General features: G+C 53.4%; 24 protein-coding genes and 1 riboswitch. Of the genes, 16 read left to right on the top strand and 8 right to left on the bottom strand.

All coding sequences use genetic code 11. The annotated features are described in order from the left end of the window. Positions 1-111 precede the first annotated feature (111 nt). Positions 112-1,290, top strand: a complete 1,179-nt coding sequence (locus tag IAE50_RS08205) for an alpha/beta hydrolase-fold protein (RefSeq protein ID WP_200580005.1) — start codon at positions 112-114, stop codon at positions 1,288-1,290. Positions 1,291-1,322: 32 nt separating this feature from the next. Here IAE50_RS08205 and IAE50_RS08210 read toward each other — a convergent pair whose 3' ends face one another. After that, a complete protein-coding gene (locus tag IAE50_RS08210) occupies positions 1,323-2,210 on the bottom strand; it encodes an AraC family transcriptional regulator (protein WP_200133401.1) in 888 nt (295 codons plus the stop codon). Between the two features lie 139 nt (positions 2,211-2,349). Here IAE50_RS08210 and IAE50_RS08215 point away from each other — a divergent pair, with 139 nt between their 5' ends. Then, positions 2,350-3,081 carry an SDR family oxidoreductase gene (locus IAE50_RS08215; protein ID WP_200133402.1) on the top strand — a complete coding sequence of 244 codons (732 nt, stop codon included), beginning with the start codon at positions 2,350-2,352 and terminating at the stop codon, positions 3,079-3,081. A gap of 101 nt (positions 3,082-3,182) precedes the next feature. Continuing rightward, positions 3,183-3,530, top strand: coding sequence for an HNH nuclease YajD (gene yajD, locus IAE50_RS08220; protein ID WP_023479696.1), 348 nt, complete (start codon positions 3,183-3,185; stop codon positions 3,528-3,530). A gap of 124 nt (positions 3,531-3,654) precedes the next feature. Here yajD and cspA read toward each other — a convergent pair whose 3' ends face one another. Beyond that, the gene (gene cspA / locus IAE50_RS08225; RefSeq protein WP_023479762.1) at positions 3,655-3,867 is read right to left on the bottom strand and encodes an RNA chaperone/antiterminator CspA; all 213 of its coding nucleotides are present in this window, start codon (positions 3,865-3,867) and stop codon (positions 3,655-3,657) included. A 426-nt stretch (positions 3,868-4,293) separates the two neighbouring features. Then, positions 4,294-4,472, top strand: a riboswitch (M-box (ykoK) riboswitch). Between the two features lie 55 nt (positions 4,473-4,527). Here cspA and IAE50_RS08230 point away from each other — a divergent pair. The 3 genes from IAE50_RS08230 to IAE50_RS08240 all read left to right on the top strand — a co-directional run bounded on the left by IAE50_RS08230 (position 4,528) and on the right by IAE50_RS08240 (position 8,587). Beyond that, the gene (locus tag IAE50_RS08230) at positions 4,528-5,541 is read left to right on the top strand and encodes a magnesium transporter (RefSeq protein WP_232045305.1); all 1,014 of its coding nucleotides are present in this window, start codon (positions 4,528-4,530) and stop codon (positions 5,539-5,541) included. A gap of 144 nt (positions 5,542-5,685) precedes the next feature. Next, entirely contained in the window at positions 5,686-6,096 is a 411-nt protein-coding gene (locus IAE50_RS08235) for an ASCH domain-containing protein (RefSeq protein WP_200580006.1), read from the top strand. A gap of 559 nt (positions 6,097-6,655) precedes the next feature. Further along, positions 6,656-8,587: a methyl-accepting chemotaxis protein gene (locus IAE50_RS08240; RefSeq protein ID WP_200133403.1), complete on the top strand. Its 1,932-nt coding sequence runs from the start codon at positions 6,656-6,658 to the stop codon at positions 8,585-8,587. An 87-nt stretch (positions 8,588-8,674) separates the two neighbouring features. On the opposite strand, the gene IAE50_RS08245 is transcribed toward IAE50_RS08240, so the two are convergent. Then, positions 8,675-9,607, bottom strand: a complete 933-nt coding sequence (locus tag IAE50_RS08245) for a LysR family transcriptional regulator (RefSeq protein WP_200580007.1) — start codon at positions 9,605-9,607, stop codon at positions 8,675-8,677. A 92-nt stretch (positions 9,608-9,699) separates the two neighbouring features. Here IAE50_RS08245 and IAE50_RS08250 point away from each other — a divergent pair, with 92 nt between their 5' ends. Then, a complete protein-coding gene (locus tag IAE50_RS08250; protein ID WP_200580008.1) occupies positions 9,700-10,176 on the top strand; it encodes a GNAT family N-acetyltransferase in 477 nt (158 codons plus the stop codon). 162 nt (positions 10,177-10,338) lie between these two features. Next, a complete protein-coding gene (locus IAE50_RS08255; RefSeq protein WP_200580009.1) occupies positions 10,339-10,782 on the top strand; it encodes an SRPBCC family protein in 444 nt (147 codons plus the stop codon). 63 nt (positions 10,783-10,845) lie between these two features. Here the strand turns inward: IAE50_RS08255 and IAE50_RS08260 are convergent, their stop codons facing one another. Both IAE50_RS08260 and IAE50_RS08265 read right to left on the bottom strand, forming a co-directional pair. Then, on the bottom strand, positions 10,846-11,295 hold the full coding sequence (locus tag IAE50_RS08260) for a hypothetical protein (RefSeq protein WP_232045304.1): 450 nt from the start codon (positions 11,293-11,295) through the stop codon (positions 10,846-10,848). Positions 11,296-11,391: 96 nt separating this feature from the next. After that, positions 11,392-12,291 carry a LysR substrate-binding domain-containing protein gene (locus IAE50_RS08265; protein WP_200580010.1) on the bottom strand — a complete coding sequence of 300 codons (900 nt, stop codon included), beginning with the start codon at positions 12,289-12,291 and terminating at the stop codon, positions 11,392-11,394. 153 nt (positions 12,292-12,444) lie between these two features. Here IAE50_RS08265 and IAE50_RS08270 point away from each other — a divergent pair, with 153 nt between their 5' ends. The 4 genes from IAE50_RS08270 (at position 12,445) to IAE50_RS08285 (ending at position 16,889) form a co-directional block, all read left to right on the top strand. Beyond that, positions 12,445-12,978 carry a sugar ABC transporter gene (locus IAE50_RS08270; protein ID WP_200580011.1) on the top strand — a complete coding sequence of 178 codons (534 nt, stop codon included), beginning with the start codon at positions 12,445-12,447 and terminating at the stop codon, positions 12,976-12,978. 4 nt (positions 12,979-12,982) lie between these two features. Continuing rightward, positions 12,983-13,309 carry a hypothetical protein gene (locus IAE50_RS08275; protein WP_200580012.1) on the top strand — a complete coding sequence of 109 codons (327 nt, stop codon included), beginning with the start codon at positions 12,983-12,985 and terminating at the stop codon, positions 13,307-13,309. Between the two features lie 13 nt (positions 13,310-13,322). Next, complete coding sequence (locus IAE50_RS08280; RefSeq protein ID WP_200580013.1) at positions 13,323-14,150, top strand: MBL fold metallo-hydrolase; 828 nt, start codon at positions 13,323-13,325, stop codon at positions 14,148-14,150. 498 nt (positions 14,151-14,648) lie between these two features. Further along, positions 14,649-16,889, top strand: a complete 2,241-nt coding sequence (locus tag IAE50_RS08285) for an immunoglobulin domain-containing protein (RefSeq protein ID WP_200580014.1) — start codon at positions 14,649-14,651, stop codon at positions 16,887-16,889. A gap of 87 nt (positions 16,890-16,976) precedes the next feature. Here the strand turns inward: IAE50_RS08285 and IAE50_RS08290 are convergent, their stop codons facing one another. Further along, a complete protein-coding gene (locus IAE50_RS08290) occupies positions 16,977-17,447 on the bottom strand; it encodes a GNAT family N-acetyltransferase (RefSeq protein WP_042716214.1) in 471 nt (156 codons plus the stop codon). Between the two features lie 127 nt (positions 17,448-17,574). Here IAE50_RS08290 and IAE50_RS08295 point away from each other — a divergent pair, with 127 nt between their 5' ends. Then, entirely contained in the window at positions 17,575-17,847 is a 273-nt protein-coding gene (locus IAE50_RS08295; RefSeq protein ID WP_200580015.1) for a hypothetical protein, read from the top strand. A 20-nt stretch (positions 17,848-17,867) separates the two neighbouring features. Here IAE50_RS08295 and IAE50_RS08300 read toward each other — a convergent pair whose 3' ends face one another. Together IAE50_RS08300 and IAE50_RS08305 are read right to left on the bottom strand one after the other, a co-directional pair. Further along, on the bottom strand, positions 17,868-18,107 hold the full coding sequence (locus tag IAE50_RS08300; RefSeq protein WP_200580016.1) for a biofilm development regulator YmgB/AriR family protein: 240 nt from the start codon (positions 18,105-18,107) through the stop codon (positions 17,868-17,870). Positions 18,108-18,361: 254 nt separating this feature from the next. Next, complete coding sequence (locus IAE50_RS08305) at positions 18,362-19,090, bottom strand: SDR family NAD(P)-dependent oxidoreductase (protein ID WP_200580017.1); 729 nt, start codon at positions 19,088-19,090, stop codon at positions 18,362-18,364. A 99-nt stretch (positions 19,091-19,189) separates the two neighbouring features. Between IAE50_RS08305 and IAE50_RS08310 the strand changes: the two genes are divergently transcribed. The 3 genes from IAE50_RS08310 to IAE50_RS08320 all read left to right on the top strand — a co-directional run bounded on the left by IAE50_RS08310 (position 19,190) and on the right by IAE50_RS08320 (position 22,069). Beyond that, positions 19,190-19,573, top strand: coding sequence for a helix-turn-helix domain-containing protein (locus tag IAE50_RS08310; RefSeq protein WP_042713800.1), 384 nt, complete (start codon positions 19,190-19,192; stop codon positions 19,571-19,573). A 460-nt stretch (positions 19,574-20,033) separates the two neighbouring features. Next, on the top strand, positions 20,034-21,011 hold the full coding sequence (locus IAE50_RS08315) for a DUF1852 domain-containing protein (RefSeq protein WP_200580056.1): 978 nt from the start codon (positions 20,034-20,036) through the stop codon (positions 21,009-21,011). A gap of 26 nt (positions 21,012-21,037) precedes the next feature. Further along, positions 21,038-22,069: a methionine synthase gene (locus tag IAE50_RS08320; protein WP_200580018.1), complete on the top strand. Its 1,032-nt coding sequence runs from the start codon at positions 21,038-21,040 to the stop codon at positions 22,067-22,069. The last annotated feature ends 129 nt before the right edge of the window (positions 22,070-22,198 follow it).

Consider the following 22,198-nt stretch of genomic DNA (forward strand, 5'->3'; position numbering starts at 1 on the left):
GCTGTTCGCAGCCCCAGGAGATGGTATTGTTTTTATCCCTTACCGGATGTTCGCCGGGCTTAGCGCATGATGCCCGGTGAATGCTCCCTATAACGATAAAAAGGATCAACAATGCAACGAAACCTCGCCTGCCTGACACTCGCTATTTCCGCCCTGCTCGGTGCCTCGACGCTGCCCGCGTTGGCTGCGCCGCTTCCGGTCACGCCGGATCAATCGGTGCCGGTCAGTCACTACATTACGCAGCTCAACGCTGATAAGAGCGTCACCTTTCGCCTTTTTGCACCGGGCGCAAAGCGCGTCTCGGTGGTAACCGGCTCCAGCCCGGACAGCTATGTTTCACATGATATGCGTAAAGATGAGCGCGGCGTCTGGTCGTGGAAAAGCGAGGTGCTGACACCCAACCTCTATGAGTATTACTTCGACGTTGACGGCTTCCGCTCGGTGGATACCGGCAGCCGTTTTCAGAAGCCACAGCGCCAGGTAAACACCAGTTTGATTCTGGTGCCGGGCTCGATGCTTGACGATCGCGCGGTGGCGCATGGCGATTTGCGGACGGTTACCTACCACGCGAAAGCGCTGGGGGCCGAGCGCCGGATGTATGTCTGGACACCGCCGGGTTATGACGGCAAAGGCGAGCCGCTGCCGGTGCTCTACTTCTATCATGGCTTTGGTGATACCGGCCTGTCGGCGATTGACCAGGGTCGCCTGCCGCAAATCATGGATAACCTGCTGGCGGAGGGGAAAATCAAACCGATGCTGGTGGTAGTGCCGGATACGGAGAGGGATATTGCTGCGGCGATCCCGGAGAACTTCCCGCCGAAAGAGCGGCGTAAGGCGTTCTATCCGTTGAATGCGCAGGCCGCTGACCGTGAACTGATGCAGGACATTATTCCGCTGGTTGATAGCCGCTTTAACGTGCGCAAAGATGCCGACGGGCGCGCGCTGGCGGGCTTATCGCAGGGCGGTTTCCAGGCGCTCTACTCCGGTATGCACCATCTTGAGCACTTTGGCTGGCTGGCAACCTTCAGCGGCGTGACCACCGCAACGGTGCCGGATGCCGGAATTACCCGCCAGCTTGATAACGCGCAGGCGGTGAATAAGCAGCTGCACAACTTCACCGTGGTGGTCGGCGAAAAAGACTCCGTTACCGGCAAGGATATCGCCGGGCTGAAAACGGAGCTGGAGAGCAAAGGCGTCCACTTCGACTACAAAATGTACCCGGGCCTCAATCATGAGATGGATGTCTGGCGCCCGGCCTACGCCGAGTTTGTGCAGAAAGTGTTTAAGTAACGGCAAGCGCCTTCTCATCCCCCGGGAAGGCGCTAATTTGCCCCTGCTGCTTGCCTGAGATTTTTGCTATCGCGCGCTGGCGGCTTGCCGAAAAGGCGCGCGTATTCACGGGTAAACTGCGTCAGGCTTTGATAGCCAACCTGCGCGGCAACTGCGGCGACGTTGCCGGGTCGGTATAACAGCAAGCTCCGCGCTTCATATAGCCGTAGCTGCTTCTGGTACTGCAACGGCGTCAGGCCGGTGCTGGCTTTGAAGCGCCGGTGAAAAACAGAAAGACTCATTCCCGCAAGACGCGCCAGCTCGGCAATACGCAGCGGCGAAGCAGAGTGGGCTCGTATAAAAGCGATTGCCGCACGCAGCTTCGAGAAATGGCTCTGAATATCCACCGCCTGGCGCAGGCTCTCTCCCTGCGGCCCTTTCAGAGTGCGAAAAAGGATTTCGCGCTCCAGCAACGGGGCCATCACCTTTATCTCCTCTGGCCGATCGCTGAGGCGCACCATGCGCAGCCAGGCATCTAACAGTGCCTCACTAACTGTGCCGATAGCAAATGCCGGGGCGGTAGGAACTTCTGCGCTAAGCGGCATCTGGTGCAGCAGGTCGCCAAGAAGAGTGAAATCGAGGGTCAGGCGCACCGCCAGATAGGGCTCTGCCTCACTTGCCGCAGGGATATAACCCGTTGCGGGCAGATCAAAAGAGGCGCTAAAGGCCTGCCCGGCTGAATAAGTAAGAAGCCGATCACCTACGCGCAGCGTTTTTTCTCCCTGCACAATCAGGCTAATAAAGGGGGGATAGACCTCGGCGGGCAGCGCTGAAGGCCGCGTGACTTTAAAGAGGTCGACACGGGGAATCAGGGTGCTTGTCATCCCCTCCCCTGCTTGCTCTGCCACCTGATGGCGCAGCGCATTGAGTAACGCGTTCATCTCACCCCTCTTCATTTTCCGCACCCTGAGACTGGCAGCATAAAAGCATAATCAGGCAAATAGTAGACAGGATTGTGGCCGCAGGGCAAACGCTGAGTGGCTACTCTTTTGGCAATGTTCGCAAAAGAGGACGGGATCGATGGAGATTAAGAACGCAGTTGTGGTTATTACCGGCGCATCCTCCGGGATTGGTGAAGCGACCGCGTGCGCTGCGGCGCAGGCGGGTGCCCGCATGGTGCTGCTCGCGCGGCGCAAATCGCGATTAGATGCGCTGGCGGCGGAGTGCGGTAATGCGCTCGCTGTGGCGTGTGACGTAACGCGCCCGGAGGAGGTAAAGCGGGCAATTGAGAGCACGCTTGCCACTTTCGGCAGAATTGATGTGCTGGTGAATAACGCCGGGCAAGGATTGTACGCCGCGATTGATGAGATTACGGAGACGGATTTTAAGGCACTGCTGGATCTCAATCTCGTCGCCCCGCTGATGATGATGCAGGCCGTGATCCCTGCTATGCGCCAGCAGGGCGCGGGCAGCATTATTAATATCAGTTCCGGCGCAACGCTGGCGGCATGGCCTGGTTCAGCGGCCTACACCAGTTCGAAAGCGGCGCTCAATATGCTCTCCGACGTTGCGCGCCTTGAGCTAGCAGACGCGGGGATCGCCGTTTCCACCCTGCTACCCTTTATGACGCGCAGCGAATTTTACCACGCGGTGAAGACGGGCCAAGGGCAGGCCAGCGCGCAGGAAGCGCAGAGCGCGTCGTTTATCCACGCGCCGGAACAGGTCGCCCACGAGATCCTGGCGCTGATAAAAAGCGGCGCGGCGCGCGGCGATCTGGTGCCGGTAGAGTATGGCGGAAGCTATCGCGGGTAAGAAGGTTGCGCCCAGGCGAAGAGAATAGGTTGAACTCGCAGGCCTGGCAGGCTAGCCTGCGTCAACAAATACCCTCTTCTAAAACACAGGTAATGTCGGTAATGGCTTTAATCCCTAAAAACTACGCGCGGCTGGAAAGCGGCTATCGTGAGAAAGCACTCAAAATCTATCCGTGGGTATGCGGGCGCTGCTCGCGGGAGTTTGTTTACTCAAACCTGCGTGAATTGACGGTTCATCATATCGATCACGATCACACCAATAACCCGGAAGATGGCAGCAACTGGGAGCTGTTGTGTCTGTTTTGCCACGATCATGAGCACTCGAAATACACCGAAGCGGATCAGTATGGCACTAACGTAATTGCGGGAGAGGATGCGCAAAAAGATGTGGGCGCGGCGACCTACAACCCGTTTGCGGATTTAAAGTCGATGCTGGGCAAGAAGAAGTAAGGTTGAGTAAAACGAAGGCATAAAAAAACCCGCACATGGCGGGTTTTTTTCATTATCAGTTGCGCTTACTGCTCAGGCTATCGCCGTCATCGCGGTTGTAAGGCTTGCTGATAATCAGCGCGGCTTACAGGGCAGTAACGTTGCCAGCTGCAGGGCCTTTAGCGCCGTTTTCGATGGTGAAGGAAACTTTCTGACCTTCATCCAGGGTTTTGTAGCTGTCGCTCTGGATTGCAGAGAAGTGTACGAATACATCTTTGCTGCCGTCGTCCGGAGTGATAAAGCCAAAACCTTTATCAGAGTTGAACCATTTTACTAAACCAGTCATTTTATTAGACATAGATAATTCCTTAATAGATGAGCCACTTAGCGCGGCGATAATGGCCTGTAATTAGAGAGTATCTTATTTGGCACTTAGGAGGAGGCTCACGAAGAAGGGTATCTTTGGATAACTCTTGAACTGAGGACTGCTTTACTAAAACTGCTTTCATAAGGTCTGTCTTCCAAACCGATGGCGCTATTAAGACACAGCAAATTTCTTTTGGCAACGTTTAAGTTTAATTATTTTAAACGCTTACACACCTGGACGGCTGTCTGCAGGAGCCGGAAGGCTTGAGTGGCGCGGCTTCAGCCGCTTAAGCCAAACGGCAAACTTTTTGTATTTATCGTCTCATTCAGGAACGTTTTTGCGAACTTAAACACTCCCTCAATCATCTGCACGTTCACATTAACCCCCCTTAAATATAGGGGTATACTCCCGCCCGCAGTTCGATCTTGTTATGGCGAGGCTCCTGAGCAAAAACAAGTTACCGCCCTGATGGTGTCGAGAGAGACCACACAGGGAAATACAGGCATCCATCGAATCAAGGTGTTGCCAAGGTAACTTCCGGCGTGTTTATCGCGGATACGTTGCTCAGTGCTAAAACCGGGACGTAGGGATCTTCTTCTATATCTTCCTGTTTTGTTCGCCCTGTAAGCAGTTTTCTATAGGGAACGTTGTATGTCACATATTTATACTCACGGCGCACACTATCCAGAGGCGCATCAGGCTAGCGATAAGCTTGCCCACTATATGTCTGCCGACTTTATTGCACTCTCTGACGATTTGACCGTTGAAGAGGGTCGCTCGACATTTCTGCAACAGATTAGCGATGACTATTTTCCGACATACGTGTTTATCGTATGCGGTGCGATGCTGCGCGGCGCTCTGCCCATCAGAGCGCTGTTGCAGGAGGAGAATGTCGCGAAGCCCATCACCTCTTTAATGACCAGCGATCTGGTTCACGCCGCGCCTGATGATACGCGCCATGAAACCGCCCGGCTGATCGAAAGCCGGGGGATGACACTGATTCCGGTCACAGAGCACGGCAGGCTGGTTGGCTGCCTGGCAGAGAAAGAGATTGCCCACCTGCTTGCCGATGAAGCGACAGAGGATGCCCAGCGCCAGGGTGCAACCTTGCCGCTGGAGAAGTCGTATCTGGAGATAAGCCCGGTCGGGTTATGGAAAAAACGCGCGCTCTGGCTATTACTGCTGTTTGTTGCAGAAGCCTATACCAGCAGCGTGATCCAGCACTTTGAAGAGGCGCTGGAATCGGCGATTGCGCTGGCGTTCTTCATTCCGCTGCTGATCGGCACGGGGGGCAATAGCGGAACGCAAATCACCTCTACGCTGGTGCGTGCGATGGCGCTGGGCGAAGTCAGGATGGCCGACATGGGCCGGGTGATCCGTAAAGAGATGACTACCGCGCTGATGATTGCCGTCACCCTTGCCGCTGCCGGATGCCTGCGCGCATGGATGATGGGCATTGGCCCGGAGATCACCTTAATTGTTAGCCTGACGCTGCTCTGCATTACGCTCTGGAGCGCGGTAGTCTCCTCCGTGATCCCGATGGTGATTAAACGCGTCGGTATCGATCCGGCGGTGGTCTCCGCGCCGTTTATTGCCACGCTGATAGACGGCACCGGCCTGATTATCTACTTCAAAATTGCCCAGTATTTTCTTGGGCTGAGCTGAAATAACTTCACTCTTCTCTCTTTCCTGAACGCGCTGGCTTAATCCGTCGGCGCGTTCCCTGCCCCCCCCAATTTTCGGCGCATTCATTGCGCATCAAGACGTGCTATCGTCAACCGTTAACAGACTGTTAAAAAAGGTTTTATGATGAGCACGCTCGAACAATTAAAAGCAAAGTACCCCGGCGCGCAGGCGTGGCAGATCGGCGACAGCCCGGCGCTAGCTGATGAACTGGCAACGTTAGTCGCCAGCGGCATCAAAACCGCCTCCTGCGGTGCATTCTCTTGCTGGCAGGCAGAAGATCCCGCGCCCAAACTGGGCAGTTACAATATTATTCTTAACGGCCAGGATGAGCCGGTGTGCGTGATCCGCATCATCTCGCTGCGCCTGACGCGCTTTTGTGATGTCACCGAAGCGTTTGCCCGTAAAGAGGGTGAAGGCGACTTAAGCCTCGAATACTGGCGCAAAGAGCATCAGCGCTTTTTCAGCGCAGCCGGGATCTTCTCTGAAGAGATGGAGCTGGTGGCGGAAGAGTTTGAAGTCGTTGAGCGAGTTTAAATGACGCCGCATTGCGCGGCGTTTACTTAATTCACCGCCATAAAATATTTTTCACACCTATAACCCCATTAATAATGGGTTAATAATTTATTGTAGCTAATATAGAAAAATAATTTAGTAATTATTATTAAATAGCATTACTTTGCGTAAGCTTATTTTCTGATTGCGACTCATTATCATAAATATAATCACCAGCCGACTTATTATTCAATTATTAAACCCCAGAAAATAAAATTAAAGGGATGATTATCGGCAAGAGAAATGAAAACTTTATGCTTTTTGCCAAATAAAAATAAACCATTAAGCGAAGTGAACCCTTTCGGTCAACCCTTGCCAATCAGCAGGCACAACTAACTGATTTTAATAAAAATTAAATATTCATTTTAATTAGAAAATTTAAACAATTTACTTCATGGACAATTAACAATGTGTACCTATAATTCCCCTGTCGCCAGATTTCTTTAAATTAAAACCCCCGAAATATAGGGGTAATTTTTATCGTGAGCGCATTAACCATTTTATTGATGCCATTTAAAACATTACAATCACCAGGGTAAAAATGAAAAACCTCTTAAATAAAATTAACCTCTCCACGAAGTTTATGGTGCTGGGTATCATTTCGCTTCTCCTCTTTGCACTGCCGACTGCTTTATTTGTAAATGAAAGCAGCCAGAAAGTGCAGGCCAAACAGGTTGAATTGAAGGCGATTCCGGTTGAGAAAAAATTGTTGAAGCTGCTTAACCTGATCCAGCGCCACCGCGCCGAGTCCGCTATTGCGGTTACGCAAGGGAACCCTGCTTATCCGCCGCGTATTGCGCTGCGTGACCAGATCAATGTGCTGGCTGATGAGATCAGAAAAGATATCGCCGCTGAAAGCCCGGAGGCACACCCTTTACAGCAGCTCGATAAGGTCAATCAGCAGTGGCAGGCGCTGCAAAACCAGATCGACAGCCGCAGCCTGACCGCGCCGGAAAGCCTGGTCTCTCATGCTGCGCTTATCCGCAGCCTGCTGGACTTTAATATCGACGTGCTGGATTTTTATGGCCTGTCGCTGGATCCTGATTTAGATACCTCGCAACTGATTACGGCGGCGCTCTTTCACCTGCCGGAGCTGACCGAGACCCTGGGCCAAATCCGCGCCAGCGGCACCTCCCTGCTGGCGAAGAAAGATGGCATCAGCGAGACCGACAATGCCCGTATGGAGTTTCAGATTGGCAACGGCGAAAAAGCGCTGCAGCTGTTTGACGTCGGCATGAAGAAATACCTGGGCGGTAACGAAGAGATTCGCAACCTGTTTGGCCGTAAAACGGAAGGTGCCGTTCAGGGCGCTGCGCAGGCGCTCTCTACTGCCCGCGAAATCTTTATTACCCATTCGCGCCCGGCGATGGCACCGACGGAGTATGTGGCGATCTTTACCGAAGCCATTAACAACTTCACCGTGCTGGGTAACGGCATGAGCGATGAGCTCTCGCAGCAGTTAACTAAACAGATTTCGGCGCAGCGTAGCGCACAGATCACCCTGCTGGCGGTGCTGATCTTTAGCGCTCTGCTGGGCATTGCCCTGACGGTATTTATCATCCGCTCGATTACCGGCCCGGTTAATGAAGCGGCGCGCATCGCGCAGGAAGTGGCAACTGGCGATCTCACCTCCCGTATTGCCGTCACCGGCAGTAATGAGATGAGCGCGCTGTTGCAGTCCCTGATGAAGATGAGCGAACACCTCTCATCGCTGGTGAATGATATTAAAAACAACGCCGTGACCATTGCGACCTCCTCTGAAGAGATCGCCAGCGGCAACAGCGATCTCTCTTCACGCACCGAGGAGCAGGCCGCTTCGCTGGCGCAGACTGCCGCCAGTATGGAGCAGCTCGCCTCGATTATTCAGCAGAATGCGGACAACACCCGCCATGCCGCGTCGATGGCAGGCTCGGCAACCAGTGCCGCACTGCTTGGCGGTGAAGCGATGGAGTCTGTGCTGGCCTCGATGCACAAGATCAGCAACAGCGCCGGTCAGATTGAAGAGATCATCGCGGTGATTGATGGTATCGCCTTCCAGACCAATATCCTGGCGCTGAACGCCGCAGTTGAAGCGGCCCGCGCGGGCGAGCACGGTAAAGGGTTTGCCGTTGTCGCCTCCGAGGTGAGAGCCCTGGCGCAGCGTTCCGCTGTGGCGGCGAAAGAGATCAAAGAGCTGATTGAAAACTCGGTGAGCGATGCGCAGTCGGGCATTAAGATGGCGGAAAACGCCGGTGACAAAGTGAAGCAGAGCGTCAGCGCAATTGAGCAGACCTCAATGCTGATCAACGAAGTCTCCGCCTCTTCTGCCGAACAGAGCTCCGGGGTGTCGCAGATTAATATCGCGGTAAGCCAGATGGATCAGGTGACGCAACAGAACGCCGGGCTGGTTCAGCAGTCAGCCTCTTCGGCAGACGATCTCGCCGAGCGCGCGGCGCGCCTGCGCCAGCTGGTTGCCGTCTTCAAAACGCAGTAATCGTCTGCTGCTCAGAATGAACCCGTTCTGAGCCGTCGACTCAGACGCCGCCCGCATCGCCAGGCGGCGTCCTCTCCTCCCCCTGTTTCACCGCCCGCTTTTTATCTCCTGCGCCAGCGTTTGCAGCGTCGCCTGCAACCAGCTTGTCGCGCCTCGCTTACCGCTGCGTTTATGGGAGTAAATCTTCACTTCAAACGGCGCGATGTCGAAAGGTAGGGCAAAGAGCGTGATATCCACGGCGGGCATCACTTTCTCGGCGGCAAAACGCGGGATCGCCATCAGCAAGTCGCTCCGGGCGACGATAAACGGCGCGCTCAGCATCGACGGCGTTTTAAGCGCTATCTGCCGCGTGTACCCCATCTGCTCAAGCTGTAAATCAATCACTCCCTGCTTCTCATTCCACGGCGTCACCACCAGATGCCGCGCGGCAAGATAATCCTCAAGCGTCAGCGCGGAGCGGCTTTGATTGCTGATAACGACATACTCATCCCTGAACCAGTCGATCTCATCCAGCTCCGGATGGCGAGCTTCATCCGGCGTGCTGAAGCCCAGCGCCAGATCGATCTCTCCGGCCAGTAATTCAGTGAGCGCCGGGCTGTGCGGGAGATAGATCAGGTCAAAACCGAGACCGGGCGCGTCGTATTGCAGTTTCTCCATCAGCGCGGGGAAGATGCAGAAGGCGGTGAAATCGGTGATGGCGATCTGCAAACGCTCCGTCGTAGTAGCGGGTGAGAACTCCGGCTGCGGCGTCAGCTCCTGATTAAGGAATTTCAGCGCCGAGGCGATCGAGGGCGCGAGCTGGGTGGCATAGACGCTGGGGCACATGCGGTGCCCTTCCCGGTAAAAGAGCGGATCGTTGAGCGCGGTGCGCAGCCGTGAGAGCGCATGGCTTAGCGCCGAGGTGCTCATCGCCAGTTCATCCGCCGCAAGGCGCACCGAACGGTAACGGTACACGGCATCAAAAACCGGCAGCAGATTGAGATCAAGACGCCGCAGCGCCGGATGCATAATATTCATCATTGTGTGATTTCATTGCACTTAATTCTTCAGACGATACCCCTTATGCTTAGCGCCAGCAATCTCACCTCTTGACCAAACCAACAGGAAACCCGATGAGCCTTACCATTCGCCCGGCCTGCCCGGAAGACGCATCCGCTATTTACGACATGATTTATGAGCTTGCCGTGTATGAAAAAGCGCCGCAAGAGGTGGTCACCACCCCCGATGAGATCCGCGAGACGCTTTTTGGCGCGGGCAGCAATACCGAAGCGTTAATCTGTGAAATCGCGGGTAACATCGTCGGCTATGCCGTCTTCTTCACCAGCTACTCCACCTGGCTTGGCCGCAACGGTATCTATATGGAAGATCTCTATATCTCCCCGGATTATCGCGGCCAGGGCGCGGGCAGAGCGATGCTGAAACAGATTGCGCAATATGCCGTGCAGCGCCGCTGCGGCCGCCTTGAGTGGAGCGTGCTCGACTGGAACCAGCCGGCCATTGATTTTTACCTGAGCATCGGCGCGCTGCCGCAATCTGAATGGGTACGCTACCGCCTTGATGGCGACGCGCTGCTGAAGTTTGCTGAATAAATGGCGCACACCGCAGCCGGGTGGCGGGCATAAAGCCTCACTCCGCTGCGGTGATTTTTGTATTAACAGCGCCTGACAGCGACAGGTGGTTTGACCTGGTGAGCGGCACTGGATTATAGGTATAGCGGGTACTATTCATTTCCTAAATCTAACGAGAAAAATATGAGCACCGATAACGTCTGGAATCACGCCTATACGCTCACCATCGACAGCAGCCCTGAAGCGATATGGCAGGCATTTACCGACACAGCGAACTGGAAGCGCTGGAATCCAGGCGTGAAAGCCATTCACGCCGAGGGGCCATTTGTAACAGGAAGCTGGTTCACGATGGAACTGCCGGACGGTGACAGCATCCGCAGCCAGCTCGTGGATGTCTGCGACGGAAAATACTTTATTGATGAGACCTGGGTGGATCAAACCCGCGTCGTTGTGGAACACCGGATTGAACCCTTAAGCGGCGACCAGAGCCGGGTTGTCTATGCCATCAGCACAGAAGGCCCGAATGCGCAGGCTTTCGGCGAAGGCATCAGCGCAGACTTCCCTGAAGTCATTGCAGGGCTGGCGAAATACCTGGCTGAAACCGGACTAAACACTGCAAAGCAATAATCTGTCAAGCCTCAAGCAAAGCGGGCGTAATGCCCGCCAGGAACAGAGAAATCGGATATTTATTCAGAGTGAAGAAGAGGAGATTTCTTTCACTTCTGCTTGAGGATTCGCTTCTTTAACCGCGCGTAAAAAATCAGCGAAATTATGGTTGAAGAGGGTAATGTTGTGATAAAAGCTGACCTGTTTTTCCGCGCCATCGCTCTGCCATGTCACCACCCAGTTTCGTCTGTTATTGACTCTCATGTAGCCGGGCTTCACCCGTACTATTTTTGCAAGCGGAACTTTAAGCTTCACCGTTTCCTTAATCTGATAAAAAAACGCATCGTCGTAGTAATAGAGCGTGCGAGATGCGAATAAACCGAACAATGACGGTGGCGTGGAAATTTTTCTTAGCCCGTTGCTCTCCGTAATGATTTTTTTCGGATGACGTAATGATTTATAGAAGGATCTCATTAGCCTCCAAAACAGAGCGACGGGAACAATTAACATAAAAAAAGCAAAAATTTGCTGCATATACTTCTCCAGGACTTCGGTGGTACAAACCTTCTCAGAACATATAAAGTGCATTTAATACCAATAAAACAACAAACGTAACGCCACAGTTCACTTTCAATCGCTGCTGCCGAGCGTCTTCATTTCCGCCAGCAACCAGCCTTCAAAGCTCTCCAGCGCGGCTTCATTGATTCCCGTCTCCGTCGGTTTTACTAAACAGAATCTTTTGCTCAGGCTTTCTGATGCAGGCCACGGTGAAACAAGCGTACCGCAGCGCAACTCATTCTCGATGTACATACGCGGAACCAATGCGACGCCCTGCCCCGCCATCACGGCCGCGATGGCCATTTCATGCAGATCGTAGCGTGCGCCCTGCGCCGGGTTATCGAGGTCTATTCCGCTCTCCTGCGCGTAGCGATGCCATGCATCGGGATTCTGTCGGCGGTGAATACGCGGAAGTGCGTTTAACTGCTGATTGACGTCATCATGAGTCAAGAGTGCAGGATGACAAACCGGCAACAGATTTTCCTGAAACAGAAACTGCATCCGCATGCCTGCCCACGCGGAGTGTTCAAAATGAATAACGGCGTCAAAACCGCTGCCGGGCAAAATAAAAGGATCCGTTCTGGCGGCGATATTTAAAGTGATATCCGGAAACAACGCGTTGAAGCTGTTCAGGCGGGGGATCAGCCAGCGGCTGGAAAAGGTCGGCAGGACAGCGATATCCAGGCTTTTACTGCCTTGCGGCATACCCATTATGTACTGCGTGTCTCTTTCGAGGCGATCGAGGATTTCGCGTACGTGATGCGCGTAGCGCGTGCCGACCGGATTAAGCTTTACCCGGCTTCCCACGCGGTCAAAGAGTTTACAGTTCAGTAGCGCTTCAAGGCGCGCAATCTGACGGCTAATCGCCCCTTCCGTTAACGATAGCTCCTCTGCCGCCCGGGCAAAATTTCCGTGCCGCGCTGCGGCATCAAAAGCCTGCAGCGATGCACTACTGGGTATTTTTCTGCGCATAGAAGAGGCTCCTTGCTCTCGCCTTTAATGACTAAATGTCACTGATGCATGACATAGTATCGATTTTAAGCGGCTAAACCAGCCTGTAGCATGATGAAAAATCATTGAGCAAACCTGTTTGCTTGCGTTTATGACTCATGTGGAGATGGGCTGATGTTCTATACCGTGGAGTGCTCCTATACCGATGCTGAAAGCGAGGCTGAATGGAATGCGTTTTACAGCCAGCAAAAGCTACCCGCGTTAATATCTGTTACTGGCTTTACTACCTCTCAACGCTTTCGTGCTCTCCAATCTGGCTGCCCGGCTTATCTTGCCATTCACACTGTCGATGATGCGGATGTGCTCAGCAGTGAGGAGTATCGTTTAAAAGGAGGCGGTAATTTTTCCCGTTGGCAGGCCTGCATTACTGACTGGCACCGTAACCTGTATGCCGCTGAGGGTCTTGCGCCAGCGCTCTCTGCCAATGAAGTTCTGCTATTGAGCGCAACACCAATCGGCTTTTTAGAATCAGAACTGGGATATCAAGGCCTGAAAATGGCTGCGGTGGCGCTGGATAAAAGCCCTGCCCGGCGCGTTGCCTATGTTTTGCCTGCTGAAGTTGCTTCGCCGTTTACGGACATGCCCGGTGTCTGGCTCTACGAGTCCCTTACACCGCAGTTGCAGAGCACTAAAACAGGGACGCCATAACGTCATGCCTAATCTGACTTTTTATCTTTCTGAAAATCATGCTGACAAGTTTCAAAACCTTGATGCGTTAACCGACAGATGCAGCGCCCTCTGCTGTGACATCCTCGGCGCAGAACGTAAAAATGTGCATATCATTTTTATCAATGTAAAGCCGGGCTGCGGGCAACCGGTCTATGCCGAGCTATTTTTCCGTCTCACTCCATTGCGAACCCCCGAAGTGATGGAGAAGTTTATGTGTGAACTGGATCTTGCCACGCAACAGGCTTCTGGTCTGACGGCCCGTATCCGCTGCTTTGGATCGCCCGCAGAACACCTTTTTGCCCGCAACTAACCCCGAGGTCGTGATGAGCCACGCTTTTCCGTTCCGCCAGATTGACGATTTCCAGATAACCGCGCTGAGTGACGGCACAATGTCAGCCAGTCTGGAACTGTTATCAGGTATTGAAACCGCTGATGCGGATGCTATTCAGTGCCGTGCCGGCATCGATAAGCCCGGCGATATTCATATAAACAGTTACCTTATTCGCGGCCGGGGGCGGGTTATTCTGGTCGACGCTGGCGCAGGCGCGCCGGGACAGCTCACCGCCAATCTTGCCGCAGCGGGTGTCAGCCCTGACGAGGTCGATACCGTTTTATTAACGCACTGCCATCCGGATCATATTGGAGGCCTGCTCGACGCGGAACAAAAGCCGGTTTTGAAACGCGCTGAAATTATCCTGCACCCTCTCGAAGCGCAGCACTGGCGGGATGATCAAAAACGCGAAATGGCGAATGAGCGCGGGCAGCGTAATTTTTTGCTGGCGCGGCAAACCTTAGATGCTTATGCCCCGAAAACACGTTTTTTCAACGGCGAGAAGATAGCTGAAGACATTCTTCCAGTATGGTTGCCGGGCCATACCCCCGGGCATAGCGGTTTTCGTATCGATTCAGAGAGTGAATGCTTATTGATATGGGGCGATATTGTCCATTACCCGCATATTCAGTCAGCGCAACCGGCTGTTTCTATTCTGTTCGACGTCGATCCCGCGCAGGCCGAGGAAACCCGGAAAAAAATAATGGAACAAGCGGCCAGCGAGAAACTGCTTATTGCAGGTATGCATTTAAATCAGACAGGGTTTGCCCGCGTTTTCCGGGATGGGAGTGGCTACCGTATTGATTACGCTGAAAAATAAGTAGATTGCCTGGCTGGCGGGCAGGGACGTTATGCCGCTGCGCCAGGCATTTATCTTCTCCTTCCTCACCCTCTGAAGCTAACGAGGGATAAAAATTCGCTACCCATTCTCTTTTTTATCACTCCCTGTCTCGACCTTTTCGCAAAAAGCTATCACGAGACAGCCTTATGAATGTCCGCCTTTTCAGTGACAAATTCAATGTCACTTCCGTGAGCTAACGTTGCCATTTTTTATGTCGCGCGCACGGTTCCGTTGGCGCGTTTCTGCCTCTCTCAGACGTTAACACCCGCTTCGTTTACCTTTCTCCATTAACAAAAAATAGATTAATTTTTCTTATGATTCTAAGAGCGGAGCGCGATTTCCTTAGTACGAACCACTACAAAAATGCAACTGATTTAAAAGTAAAAATCGCTATTGAAATGCCTGAGGTGTCGGCGTACAGTAAAAACACTGTATATAAATACAGTATTAAACATCACTTAAAGGAGATCACATATCATGGCTACTAATGAAAACAGCACCGCCATTACGGAAGTCGCCTCTTTTGCAGCACTGCGTGCACGTAAACCTGCCACCGAGGGTGAACGTGTTTTTCTGACCTCATGGAATGCGCGGGCAGCCACCGATCGATCCATCAATTATGGCGACGGATGGTTTATCGGAAACCTGGTGGCGGGCAGTGACGATGGCGGTTTTATCGCCAGCAACGGCGGGGCATACCACTGGCGACGCGATGCGGATATTGACGCACTCACCGTTCACGATTTTGGCGCCGTACCGGGCGGCACCGTTGACTGTGCTCCTGCCGTCAAAGCGATGTACGAATTTATGAACGGCGCTTTTGCCCGCGGCGCAACCAACGATCTTTCCAGTAAAGTTGGCGTCCGTTTCGGTGCAGGCACCTATCTGATTAAGCCGCTCGATATGCGCCGTTACGGTAAGAAGATCGCAGCCGACGACGCTGAACTGCCTTATAACCCAAGCGGTTACTTTGCCGCGGGCGACTTTGTCCTGCGCGGTGTGACCACCAGTTTCGGTAAACAGATTGCGACCCGCATTGTCTCCGATAAATCGAATTCAGCCGTGCTGGCGCTCAACCACCGTTATTTCTCCATTTACGGCATTGAGTGGGAGGGGCAGCAAACCGTCAAGCAGGATGAAAAGAGTAACCTGCTGATTGGCGCCACGCTTGGGGTGTTCAACGATACCGCTTCCAACAAGCAGCCGTTTATTACCAACGAATGCGTAGGCGGCACCTTTGCTAACGTCTCTTATTTCAAGGCCAGCAATACCGGCGAGGCGGCGATTTACTATCTCGACAGCCTCGACAGTAAATTTAACCAGATCTACTGCAGCAAGGTGGCGGGCCCGGTGATCAAAGTTGGCTGGAGTAACCGCAAAGCAGGCTCCTGGGATCACTCCACGGCGATTGAGCTTTCTGAATTTAACTTCCAGTACTGCTATGCACCGGCAATCTGGATCCCGCGTCACGGCCAGGGGCTGATCCGCAACGGCTGGATCGAGCACAGCGCGGTGCCGATGGATATCAACAACGGCCAGTGGCTGATTGAGGCGCTGAGCATTGAATCATCGACGTATGACGCCGTGTTCTTTAACTCACGCGTGGTGATGTCGCAGTGGTCAAACCCAACCGGCGTCAATTATGACCGCACCACCGAGCCTGGCAGCGATAAGTGGTTCAGCTACCCGAAAAACCCGGACGGCAGTGCGATCACCGCCAAGCTTTCCGGCTTTGAAATGGGCATGTCGCTGTTTCAAAATAGCGGCACTTATCTGGACAATCCGCTACGCGCTAAGTGGCTGAGCGGCGTACTGCGCGGCACCATCGACAGCAAAAAACTGTGGCTGAATATCGGCTCGTTCCGGATGCCGGAAATCGGCACCCACTGGAAGATTGAGGTCGATTGCCGCAGCACTTACGGCAGCCTGGGCGGAAGCGGCCCAATGCCGGTAAATAACGATCGCTCTGCGGGAACGCTACATATTCACGTTGCGCGCGGTGGCGGAGACGTTCCGGCCGTGACCTACTGGATGGAAGGAGCGCCGGGCATTACCGAAGTGAAGTATATTGCTCAGGATTTCAACACGCTGCTGCCGGGCTTGTGGGTCAAACTTCCGGCGACCCTTGGGGAGTATGCGGTGCACGTCCGCGGCACCGGTACAACCCGTAAGGAGCAAGGGGAGTGGGCCATCTTTACTCCGGATGGTCAGGTGCAGGCTGAAGCACCGAACGGCGTGAATGCCGAACCCCGCGCCTCGATGCACAACGGTAAAGCGGGCTTTGGTGCGCAAAGTGATGTCGCGGCAATCAGTACCCGTTCGCAGGCCTCATCCAGCGTACCGGTTGAGCAGTCCAAGCCGCGCCAGTGGATGCGGGTAAATATCAACGGCGTTGAGTATGCGATGCCTTACTACGCCTTTACGCCGCAGATTAAGACCCAGCCGGCGGCAACCGTTTCTGTTGCCACAGGCGCTACGCTGAACCTGACCGTGGACGCCAATGATGCCGCCAGCTATCAGTGGCAGAAATCCACCAACGGCACCAGCTGGAGCAATATCTCCGGTGCGAACAAGGCGACATACAGTAAGGATGGTGTTGCCGCAGGCGATGCAGGACAGTATCGCTGCGTGATCAAAGGGCAAGTTGGGGCAGTGGACTCCTCGGTAACGACTAACCAGGTGACAACTAACACGTCAGTGGTGACAGTAACCGCCTGATACGCCTGACTAAATAGAAGAAAAGCCACTCTCTAAAATCCACGCGCTTGCGTGGATTTTCTTTGCCTTCGGCTGACGCACCGTCCCCTACTCGTCTTTTAAGTTCTTACTCATATTGATGCCGGTCACGCCAAAGCCGATGGCCTCATAAACATGGCGCGCCCGCGCGTTATCACCCGCCACGCGAAGGCGGATCTGCTCAACGCCTTTCGCCCGCATCTCATCCTCAAAAGCCCGCAGTGCGCCTTTACCAAGGCCCTGTCCCTGACAGGCGTCGAAGATATGAAAATCATAAATAAAGACGGTTTGCATCGAAGCATCGGGTTTATACCAGAGGTAACCGACATGCTTCTCGCCCTCCGCCAGCAGGCAGAGCAGAACGTGGCCCGGCGTATTAACGCCTGCGGGGAGATCGTCTGCGATCTCCTGGGTGGCTCTGGCCTGCGCCTCTGCCTCAGAAAGGCGATAGTTTGCGGCAATCTCTTGTGCATAATCCGCAATGAAATAGTCCAGATAAGCCGGGTATTCATCCTCACGCATGGGACGCAATGTAATCATCGGTATTCCTTTTATTAAAGCGGGATACGCATCGCCGCCCTGAGTTATCGGCATTCACAATAAAGCGCCTGGTGAACGCTGTCAGCATAAAAGTTACGCCTCGCCTGACTACCTGGACAAGCACGTCATGCCGCAGCATCCCGATGAACGGGTGGATCATGAGACGGTGAATCTGCGCTATAAAAGCAGCAGGCAGCTGTTTCGCTGCCCGTTCAATGTAGGGGATCGTGAGATTGAGTTAGTGCTCCCCGCCGCAATCGTCGTTGATGCCAGCGAAGGTGTGCTGACCACCGTAGCGGCAGGCGCAGGCATTGGGATGGCAGCGAGTTTTATGGCGGCGTCATGGGTTGAACGAGGCGCGCTTGTCCCTGATTTGAGCAATACAAGCGCCTGTGGCTAAGCAGAGGCGCTGGCAAAAAATTAGACGTCCAGCGTGCGAAGCACCACCAGTTCAAGGGCGTTACGCAGGACATCTTTACGGATCACATCCGTTTCAATCTCTACGCGGGCGATAAGCGCCAGCATGATGTCTTTATTCGCTACCGTCGCTTTCACGGCCTGAAGCTCACGAGTCACTTCGTCAATGATCTCTTTTTCTGCCTCAAAGACCGAAAAAACTGACTGGAGGGTCTGCGGGAGTGTTGCGGTCGGATTATTCATTTTATTCACTCATTAAGTGGGCCCGGATTACGCATGGTTGGGCCGGCAGCCTGATAGCGAGGTAAGTTGTACAACTTACCCATGCAAACTTGTACAAGTTGCTACTATAGTGCCACTCATTCAGAACTGCAATGTCACACCTGAAATAATTCACTACGCAATGAGTTGTTATAAGGCGTTTTTCTTTCCTGTGAGCGAAAAGCACGCACCCGGTCACCGTTCGTGCCAGCGCCGGGTGATATTAAAAACGCCGCTTATGCAGACATGCCGCCATCAATCACCAGTTCAGCACCGCTGACGTAACTGCTTTCGTCCGAGGCGAGGAACAACGCCGCAGCCGCCACTTCATCAGGATGTCCCAGCCGCTTCGCCGGAATTTGCGCGCTCAGCGTCTGCCTGACCTCATCGCTCGCCTGGCTGAACATCGGCGTATCCGTGGGCCCTGGGCTGAGGGTGTTGACCCGGATGCCGCGCGGAGCCAGCTCGCTGGTCCAGGTTCGCGCATAAGATCGCACCGCGGCTTTGCTGGCGGCGTAAGTGCCATACCCGGAAACCGCCATGCTGCCGGCAATCGAGCCGAGCAGCACGACAGTGCCGCCCTCACCCATCTGTGTGATGGCCTGCTGCACCGTGAGCACCATCGCGCGCACGTTCAGGCCAAAAGCGCGGTCGATATGCTCTTCCGTGCTCTCCTCAAGGCTCGCAGGTTCGGAAACGCCTGACGAGTAGACGAGGATGTCGAGACCTCCGGCTTTGGCATGAATGGCGTCAAACAGCCGGGTGCGGTCTTGGGTATTAGTGATGTCCCCTGCAATCGCCTCAACGTTACCGCCAATACGCGTCACCGCTTCTGCCAGCTGCGCTTCGCGTCGGCCGGTGATGAAAACATGGGCGCCCTCTTGCGCAAATCGCTGAGCAATCGCAAGGCCGATACCGCTGTTACCGCCGGTCACCAGGGCGGTCTTACCTTCAAGTTTCAACATGGCTACTCCAGAACGTGGGATGGACGCCTGATGATACATTTCGTATATTTACCGTCAATTACGCACCTGATATACACCAGATATAGAGAAGGTAACCTTATGTCGACCGATATCCCTGCCCTGCTGGCTGAAATCAACAGCACACGCCCGATCCTTGAACAGGTTGCCAATAAATGGTCGGTGTTGATCCTGACCGTGCTGTGCAGCGAACCCTCGCGCTTTAACGCCATTAAACGCCGGCTCGATCCCATCACCCATAAAGCATTGACTGAGGCGCTGCGCCGCCTTGAGCGTAACGGGTTGGTTAACCGCCGCGTCATCGCCTCATCACCAGTGGCGGTCGAATACTCCATCACGCCGCTGGGCCGCTCTTTACAGGACCCGTTTGTGGCCTTGGTAAGCTGGGCGAGGCAATACGGCGTGGCGATTGAGCAGGCACAGGAAGTTTACGATGCGCGGCGTGCCACGGAAGAAGAGGGGTAATTTTCCCGCGTAAACAACGGGTGCAGGATTTACGCAATGAAAGCAGATAACAATTCAAAGAAGATCTGCGTTGAACGAACAGCGGAGATTGACCGCTAGCGAAAAGTCTGGGGGGTATCTTTATCATCCGCAGCCGCATACAACATGACCAGAGTGCTAATCAGATTCTGTTCGACATGGATAGACCTCAACGTCTGACCTGCACTGCACCCGATCATGAAAGGGATTCATATTACCGTGAGATATGGTCACTTCCTCTTGCTCCGCGTTTCTGGCAAAACTATAGCGGAACTGTAACGGTAACACTTCAGGTTGCACATACATTGGCAGCGCTCGCTCCCCTCCGGTCACGTACTCCTGTACGCACCGGGGATCCGCTTACTTGCCGCCTTTGCGCAACTCGAATTATGTAGAGTACAGAGGCGATAAAATTTCATATCAGACGTCGGATGCGGTTTCTATGACTACACAATTTACCTTCACGATTAAGAGCGGGCGTTTTGACGAACATTATAACCCCTCCGAAAGTACGCGTATCACCACTAACTTTGCCAATCTGGCAAGAGGTGAGAGCCGCCAGCAGAATCTGCGTAATACTCTGGCGATGATCAACAATCGTTTTAACAGCTTAGCCTGCTGGGATAACCCTCAAGGCGATCGTTATGCCGTTGAACTGGATATTATTTCTGTGACGATGAATATCGACGGCAGTGGTAACGCCTTTCCGGCAATAGAAATATTAAACACCACGATCATCGATAAAAAAACCGATCGACGCATCGCAGGAATTACCGGTAATAATTTCTCCTCATACGTGCGCGATTATGACTTTAGCGTGCGTCTGTTGGACCACAATAAAAACCAGTCAGCATTCACTATTCCGGATGATTTTGGCGAACTGCACGGCAATATTTTTAAGCATTTTGTCCGCTCCGATGAATACAAAAATGCGTTTAAAAAACCACCGGTGATCTGCCTGAGTGTGTCCAATAAAAACGCCTATTATCGCACCGGCAATCAGCACCCTGTTTTAGGATTCGAATACCAGCAGGATGGCACATCGCTGACTGAAACCTATTTCAAAAAAATGGGCCTGCAGGTCCGGTACTTCATGCCGTCAGGTAGCGTTGCGCCGTTCGCCTTCTTTTTTATTGGCGATCTGCTGAGTGATTACAGCAATCTGGAACTCATTAGCACTATCAGCACCATGGAGACGTTCCAGAAGATTTATCGCCCGGAGATTTACAACGCAAATGCCGCAGCGGGCCTGCATTATCAGCCCGACCTGAATAATCAGGATCACTCATTAACCAAAATTATTTACGATCGCGAAGAGCGTAGCCAGCTGGCGATTGAGCAGGGGAAGTTTACGGAAAAACATTTTATCGAACCCTACAGGGATATTCTTGAGCAATGGTCTGCCCGCTACCCGCTTTGATTTATTAAAATATAAGGTCACCTGCTATGAAAACTTTGCTCCCCACGTCTACCGCCGGTAGCTTGCCTAAACCATCCTGGCTGGCCCAGCCTGAGACGCTCTGGTCACCGTGGAAACTGCAGGACGCAGAACTTATCGCCGGGAAACAGGATGCGCTGCGCTTGTCCCTCGACGAACAGTTACGGGCCGGAATCGATATTGTCAGCGACGGCGAGCAAACCCGTCAGCACTTTGTCACCACTTTTATCGAACATCTGAGCGGCGTCGATTTCGAGAAACGCGAAACCGTCAGGATTCGTAACCGTTACGATGCCAGCGTCCCGACCGTTGTGGGTGCCGTGGAGCGTCAGAAACCGGTATTTGTTGAAGATGCCCGCTATTTACGTCAGTTGACGAAGCAGCCAATCAAATGGGCGCTACCGGGACCGATGACGATGATCGATACGCTTTACGATAATCACTATAAAAGCCGTGAAAAGCTCGCCTGGGAGTTTGCTAAAATTCTCAATCAAGAAGCCCGTGAATTAGAGGCTGCAGGCGTGGATATTATCCAGTTTGACGAACCGGCGTTTAATGTCTTTTTCGATGAGGTCAACGACTGGGGTATTGCCGCTCTGGAAAGAGCTATCGAAGGGCTTAAGTGCGAAACCGCCGTGCACATCTGCTATGGCTACGGGATCAAAGCCAACACCGACTGGAAAAAGACGCTGGGTTCAGAATGGCGTCAGTACGAACAGGCGTTCCCGAAACTGCAAACCTCCGGTATCGACATTATCTCGCTGGAGTGCCATAACTCCCGTGTACCGATGGATCTCCTTGAACTGATCCGTGGCAAAAAAGTGATGGTCGGTGCCATTGATGTGGCGACCAGTACGGTTGAAACCCCCGAGGAGGTTGCTGAGACGCTGCGTAAGGCGCTGCAGTTCGTCGATGCCGATAAGCTCTACCCCTCCACCAACTGCGGAATGGCTCCGTTGTCGCGTCAGGTCGCCACCGGCAAGCTTAATGCTTTAAGCGCAGGCACGGATATTATTCGTCGCGAGATTCTGAATAAATAAATCTGACGCACGACGAAAATAATAAAATCTGTCTGGCGACCGGGACGTTCGCCAGACATTTAATCAGTATGTAAAAACCACAGGTAGTTTCCTGCTTGCGGCGGCTAAATCAGCCATGAGCCGATCCGG

The organism is Kosakonia sp. S42 (assembly GCF_016624785.1).
GTDB classification, from domain to species: Bacteria; Pseudomonadota; Gammaproteobacteria; order Enterobacterales; family Enterobacteriaceae; genus Kosakonia; species Kosakonia cowanii.

Bases quoted from the DNA above. Each gene is read 5' to 3' on its own strand.
- IAE50_RS08265 (WP_200580010.1), bottom strand. From the start codon at position 12,291: ATGCGCAGAAAAATACCCAGTAGTGCATCGCTGCAGGCTTTTGATGCC.
- IAE50_RS08260 (WP_232045304.1), bottom strand. From the start codon at position 11,295: ATGCAGCAAATTTTTGCTTTTTTTATGTTAATTGTTCCCGTCGCTCTG.
- IAE50_RS08215 (WP_200133402.1), top strand. From the start codon at position 2,350: ATGGAGATTAAGAACGCAGTTGTGGTTATTACCGGCGCATCCTCCGGG.
- IAE50_RS08275 (WP_200580012.1), top strand. From the start codon at position 12,983: ATGCCTAATCTGACTTTTTATCTTTCTGAAAATCATGCTGACAAGTTT.
- IAE50_RS08270 (WP_200580011.1), top strand. From the start codon at position 12,445: ATGTTCTATACCGTGGAGTGCTCCTATACCGATGCTGAAAGCGAGGCT.
- IAE50_RS08320 (WP_200580018.1), top strand. From the start codon at position 21,038: ATGAAAACTTTGCTCCCCACGTCTACCGCCGGTAGCTTGCCTAAACCA.
- yajD (WP_023479696.1), top strand. From the start codon at position 3,183: ATGGCTTTAATCCCTAAAAACTACGCGCGGCTGGAAAGCGGCTATCGT.
- IAE50_RS08300 (WP_200580016.1), bottom strand. From the start codon at position 18,107: ATGAATAATCCGACCGCAACACTCCCGCAGACCCTCCAGTCAGTTTTT.
- IAE50_RS08210 (WP_200133401.1), bottom strand. From the start codon at position 2,210: ATGAACGCGTTACTCAATGCGCTGCGCCATCAGGTGGCAGAGCAAGCA.
- IAE50_RS08315 (WP_200580056.1), top strand. From the start codon at position 20,034: ATGACTACACAATTTACCTTCACGATTAAGAGCGGGCGTTTTGACGAA.
- IAE50_RS08205 (WP_200580005.1), top strand. From the start codon at position 112: ATGCAACGAAACCTCGCCTGCCTGACACTCGCTATTTCCGCCCTGCTC.
- IAE50_RS08240 (WP_200133403.1), top strand. From the start codon at position 6,656: ATGAAAAACCTCTTAAATAAAATTAACCTCTCCACGAAGTTTATGGTG.
- IAE50_RS08290 (WP_042716214.1), bottom strand. From the start codon at position 17,447: ATGATTACATTGCGTCCCATGCGTGAGGATGAATACCCGGCTTATCTG.
- IAE50_RS08305 (WP_200580017.1), bottom strand. From the start codon at position 19,090: ATGTTGAAACTTGAAGGTAAGACCGCCCTGGTGACCGGCGGTAACAGC.
- IAE50_RS08245 (WP_200580007.1), bottom strand. From the start codon at position 9,607: ATGATGAATATTATGCATCCGGCGCTGCGGCGTCTTGATCTCAATCTG.
- cspA (WP_023479762.1), bottom strand. From the start codon at position 3,867: ATGTCTAATAAAATGACTGGTTTAGTAAAATGGTTCAACTCTGATAAA.
- IAE50_RS08280 (WP_200580013.1), top strand. From the start codon at position 13,323: ATGAGCCACGCTTTTCCGTTCCGCCAGATTGACGATTTCCAGATAACC.
- IAE50_RS08285 (WP_200580014.1), top strand. From the start codon at position 14,649: ATGGCTACTAATGAAAACAGCACCGCCATTACGGAAGTCGCCTCTTTT.
- IAE50_RS08235 (WP_200580006.1), top strand. From the start codon at position 5,686: ATGAGCACGCTCGAACAATTAAAAGCAAAGTACCCCGGCGCGCAGGCG.
- IAE50_RS08255 (WP_200580009.1), top strand. From the start codon at position 10,339: ATGAGCACCGATAACGTCTGGAATCACGCCTATACGCTCACCATCGAC.
- IAE50_RS08250 (WP_200580008.1), top strand. From the start codon at position 9,700: ATGAGCCTTACCATTCGCCCGGCCTGCCCGGAAGACGCATCCGCTATT.
- IAE50_RS08310 (WP_042713800.1), top strand. From the start codon at position 19,190: ATGTCGACCGATATCCCTGCCCTGCTGGCTGAAATCAACAGCACACGC.
- IAE50_RS08295 (WP_200580015.1), top strand. From the start codon at position 17,575: ATGCCGCAGCATCCCGATGAACGGGTGGATCATGAGACGGTGAATCTG.
- IAE50_RS08230 (WP_232045305.1), top strand. From the start codon at position 4,528: ATGTCACATATTTATACTCACGGCGCACACTATCCAGAGGCGCATCAG.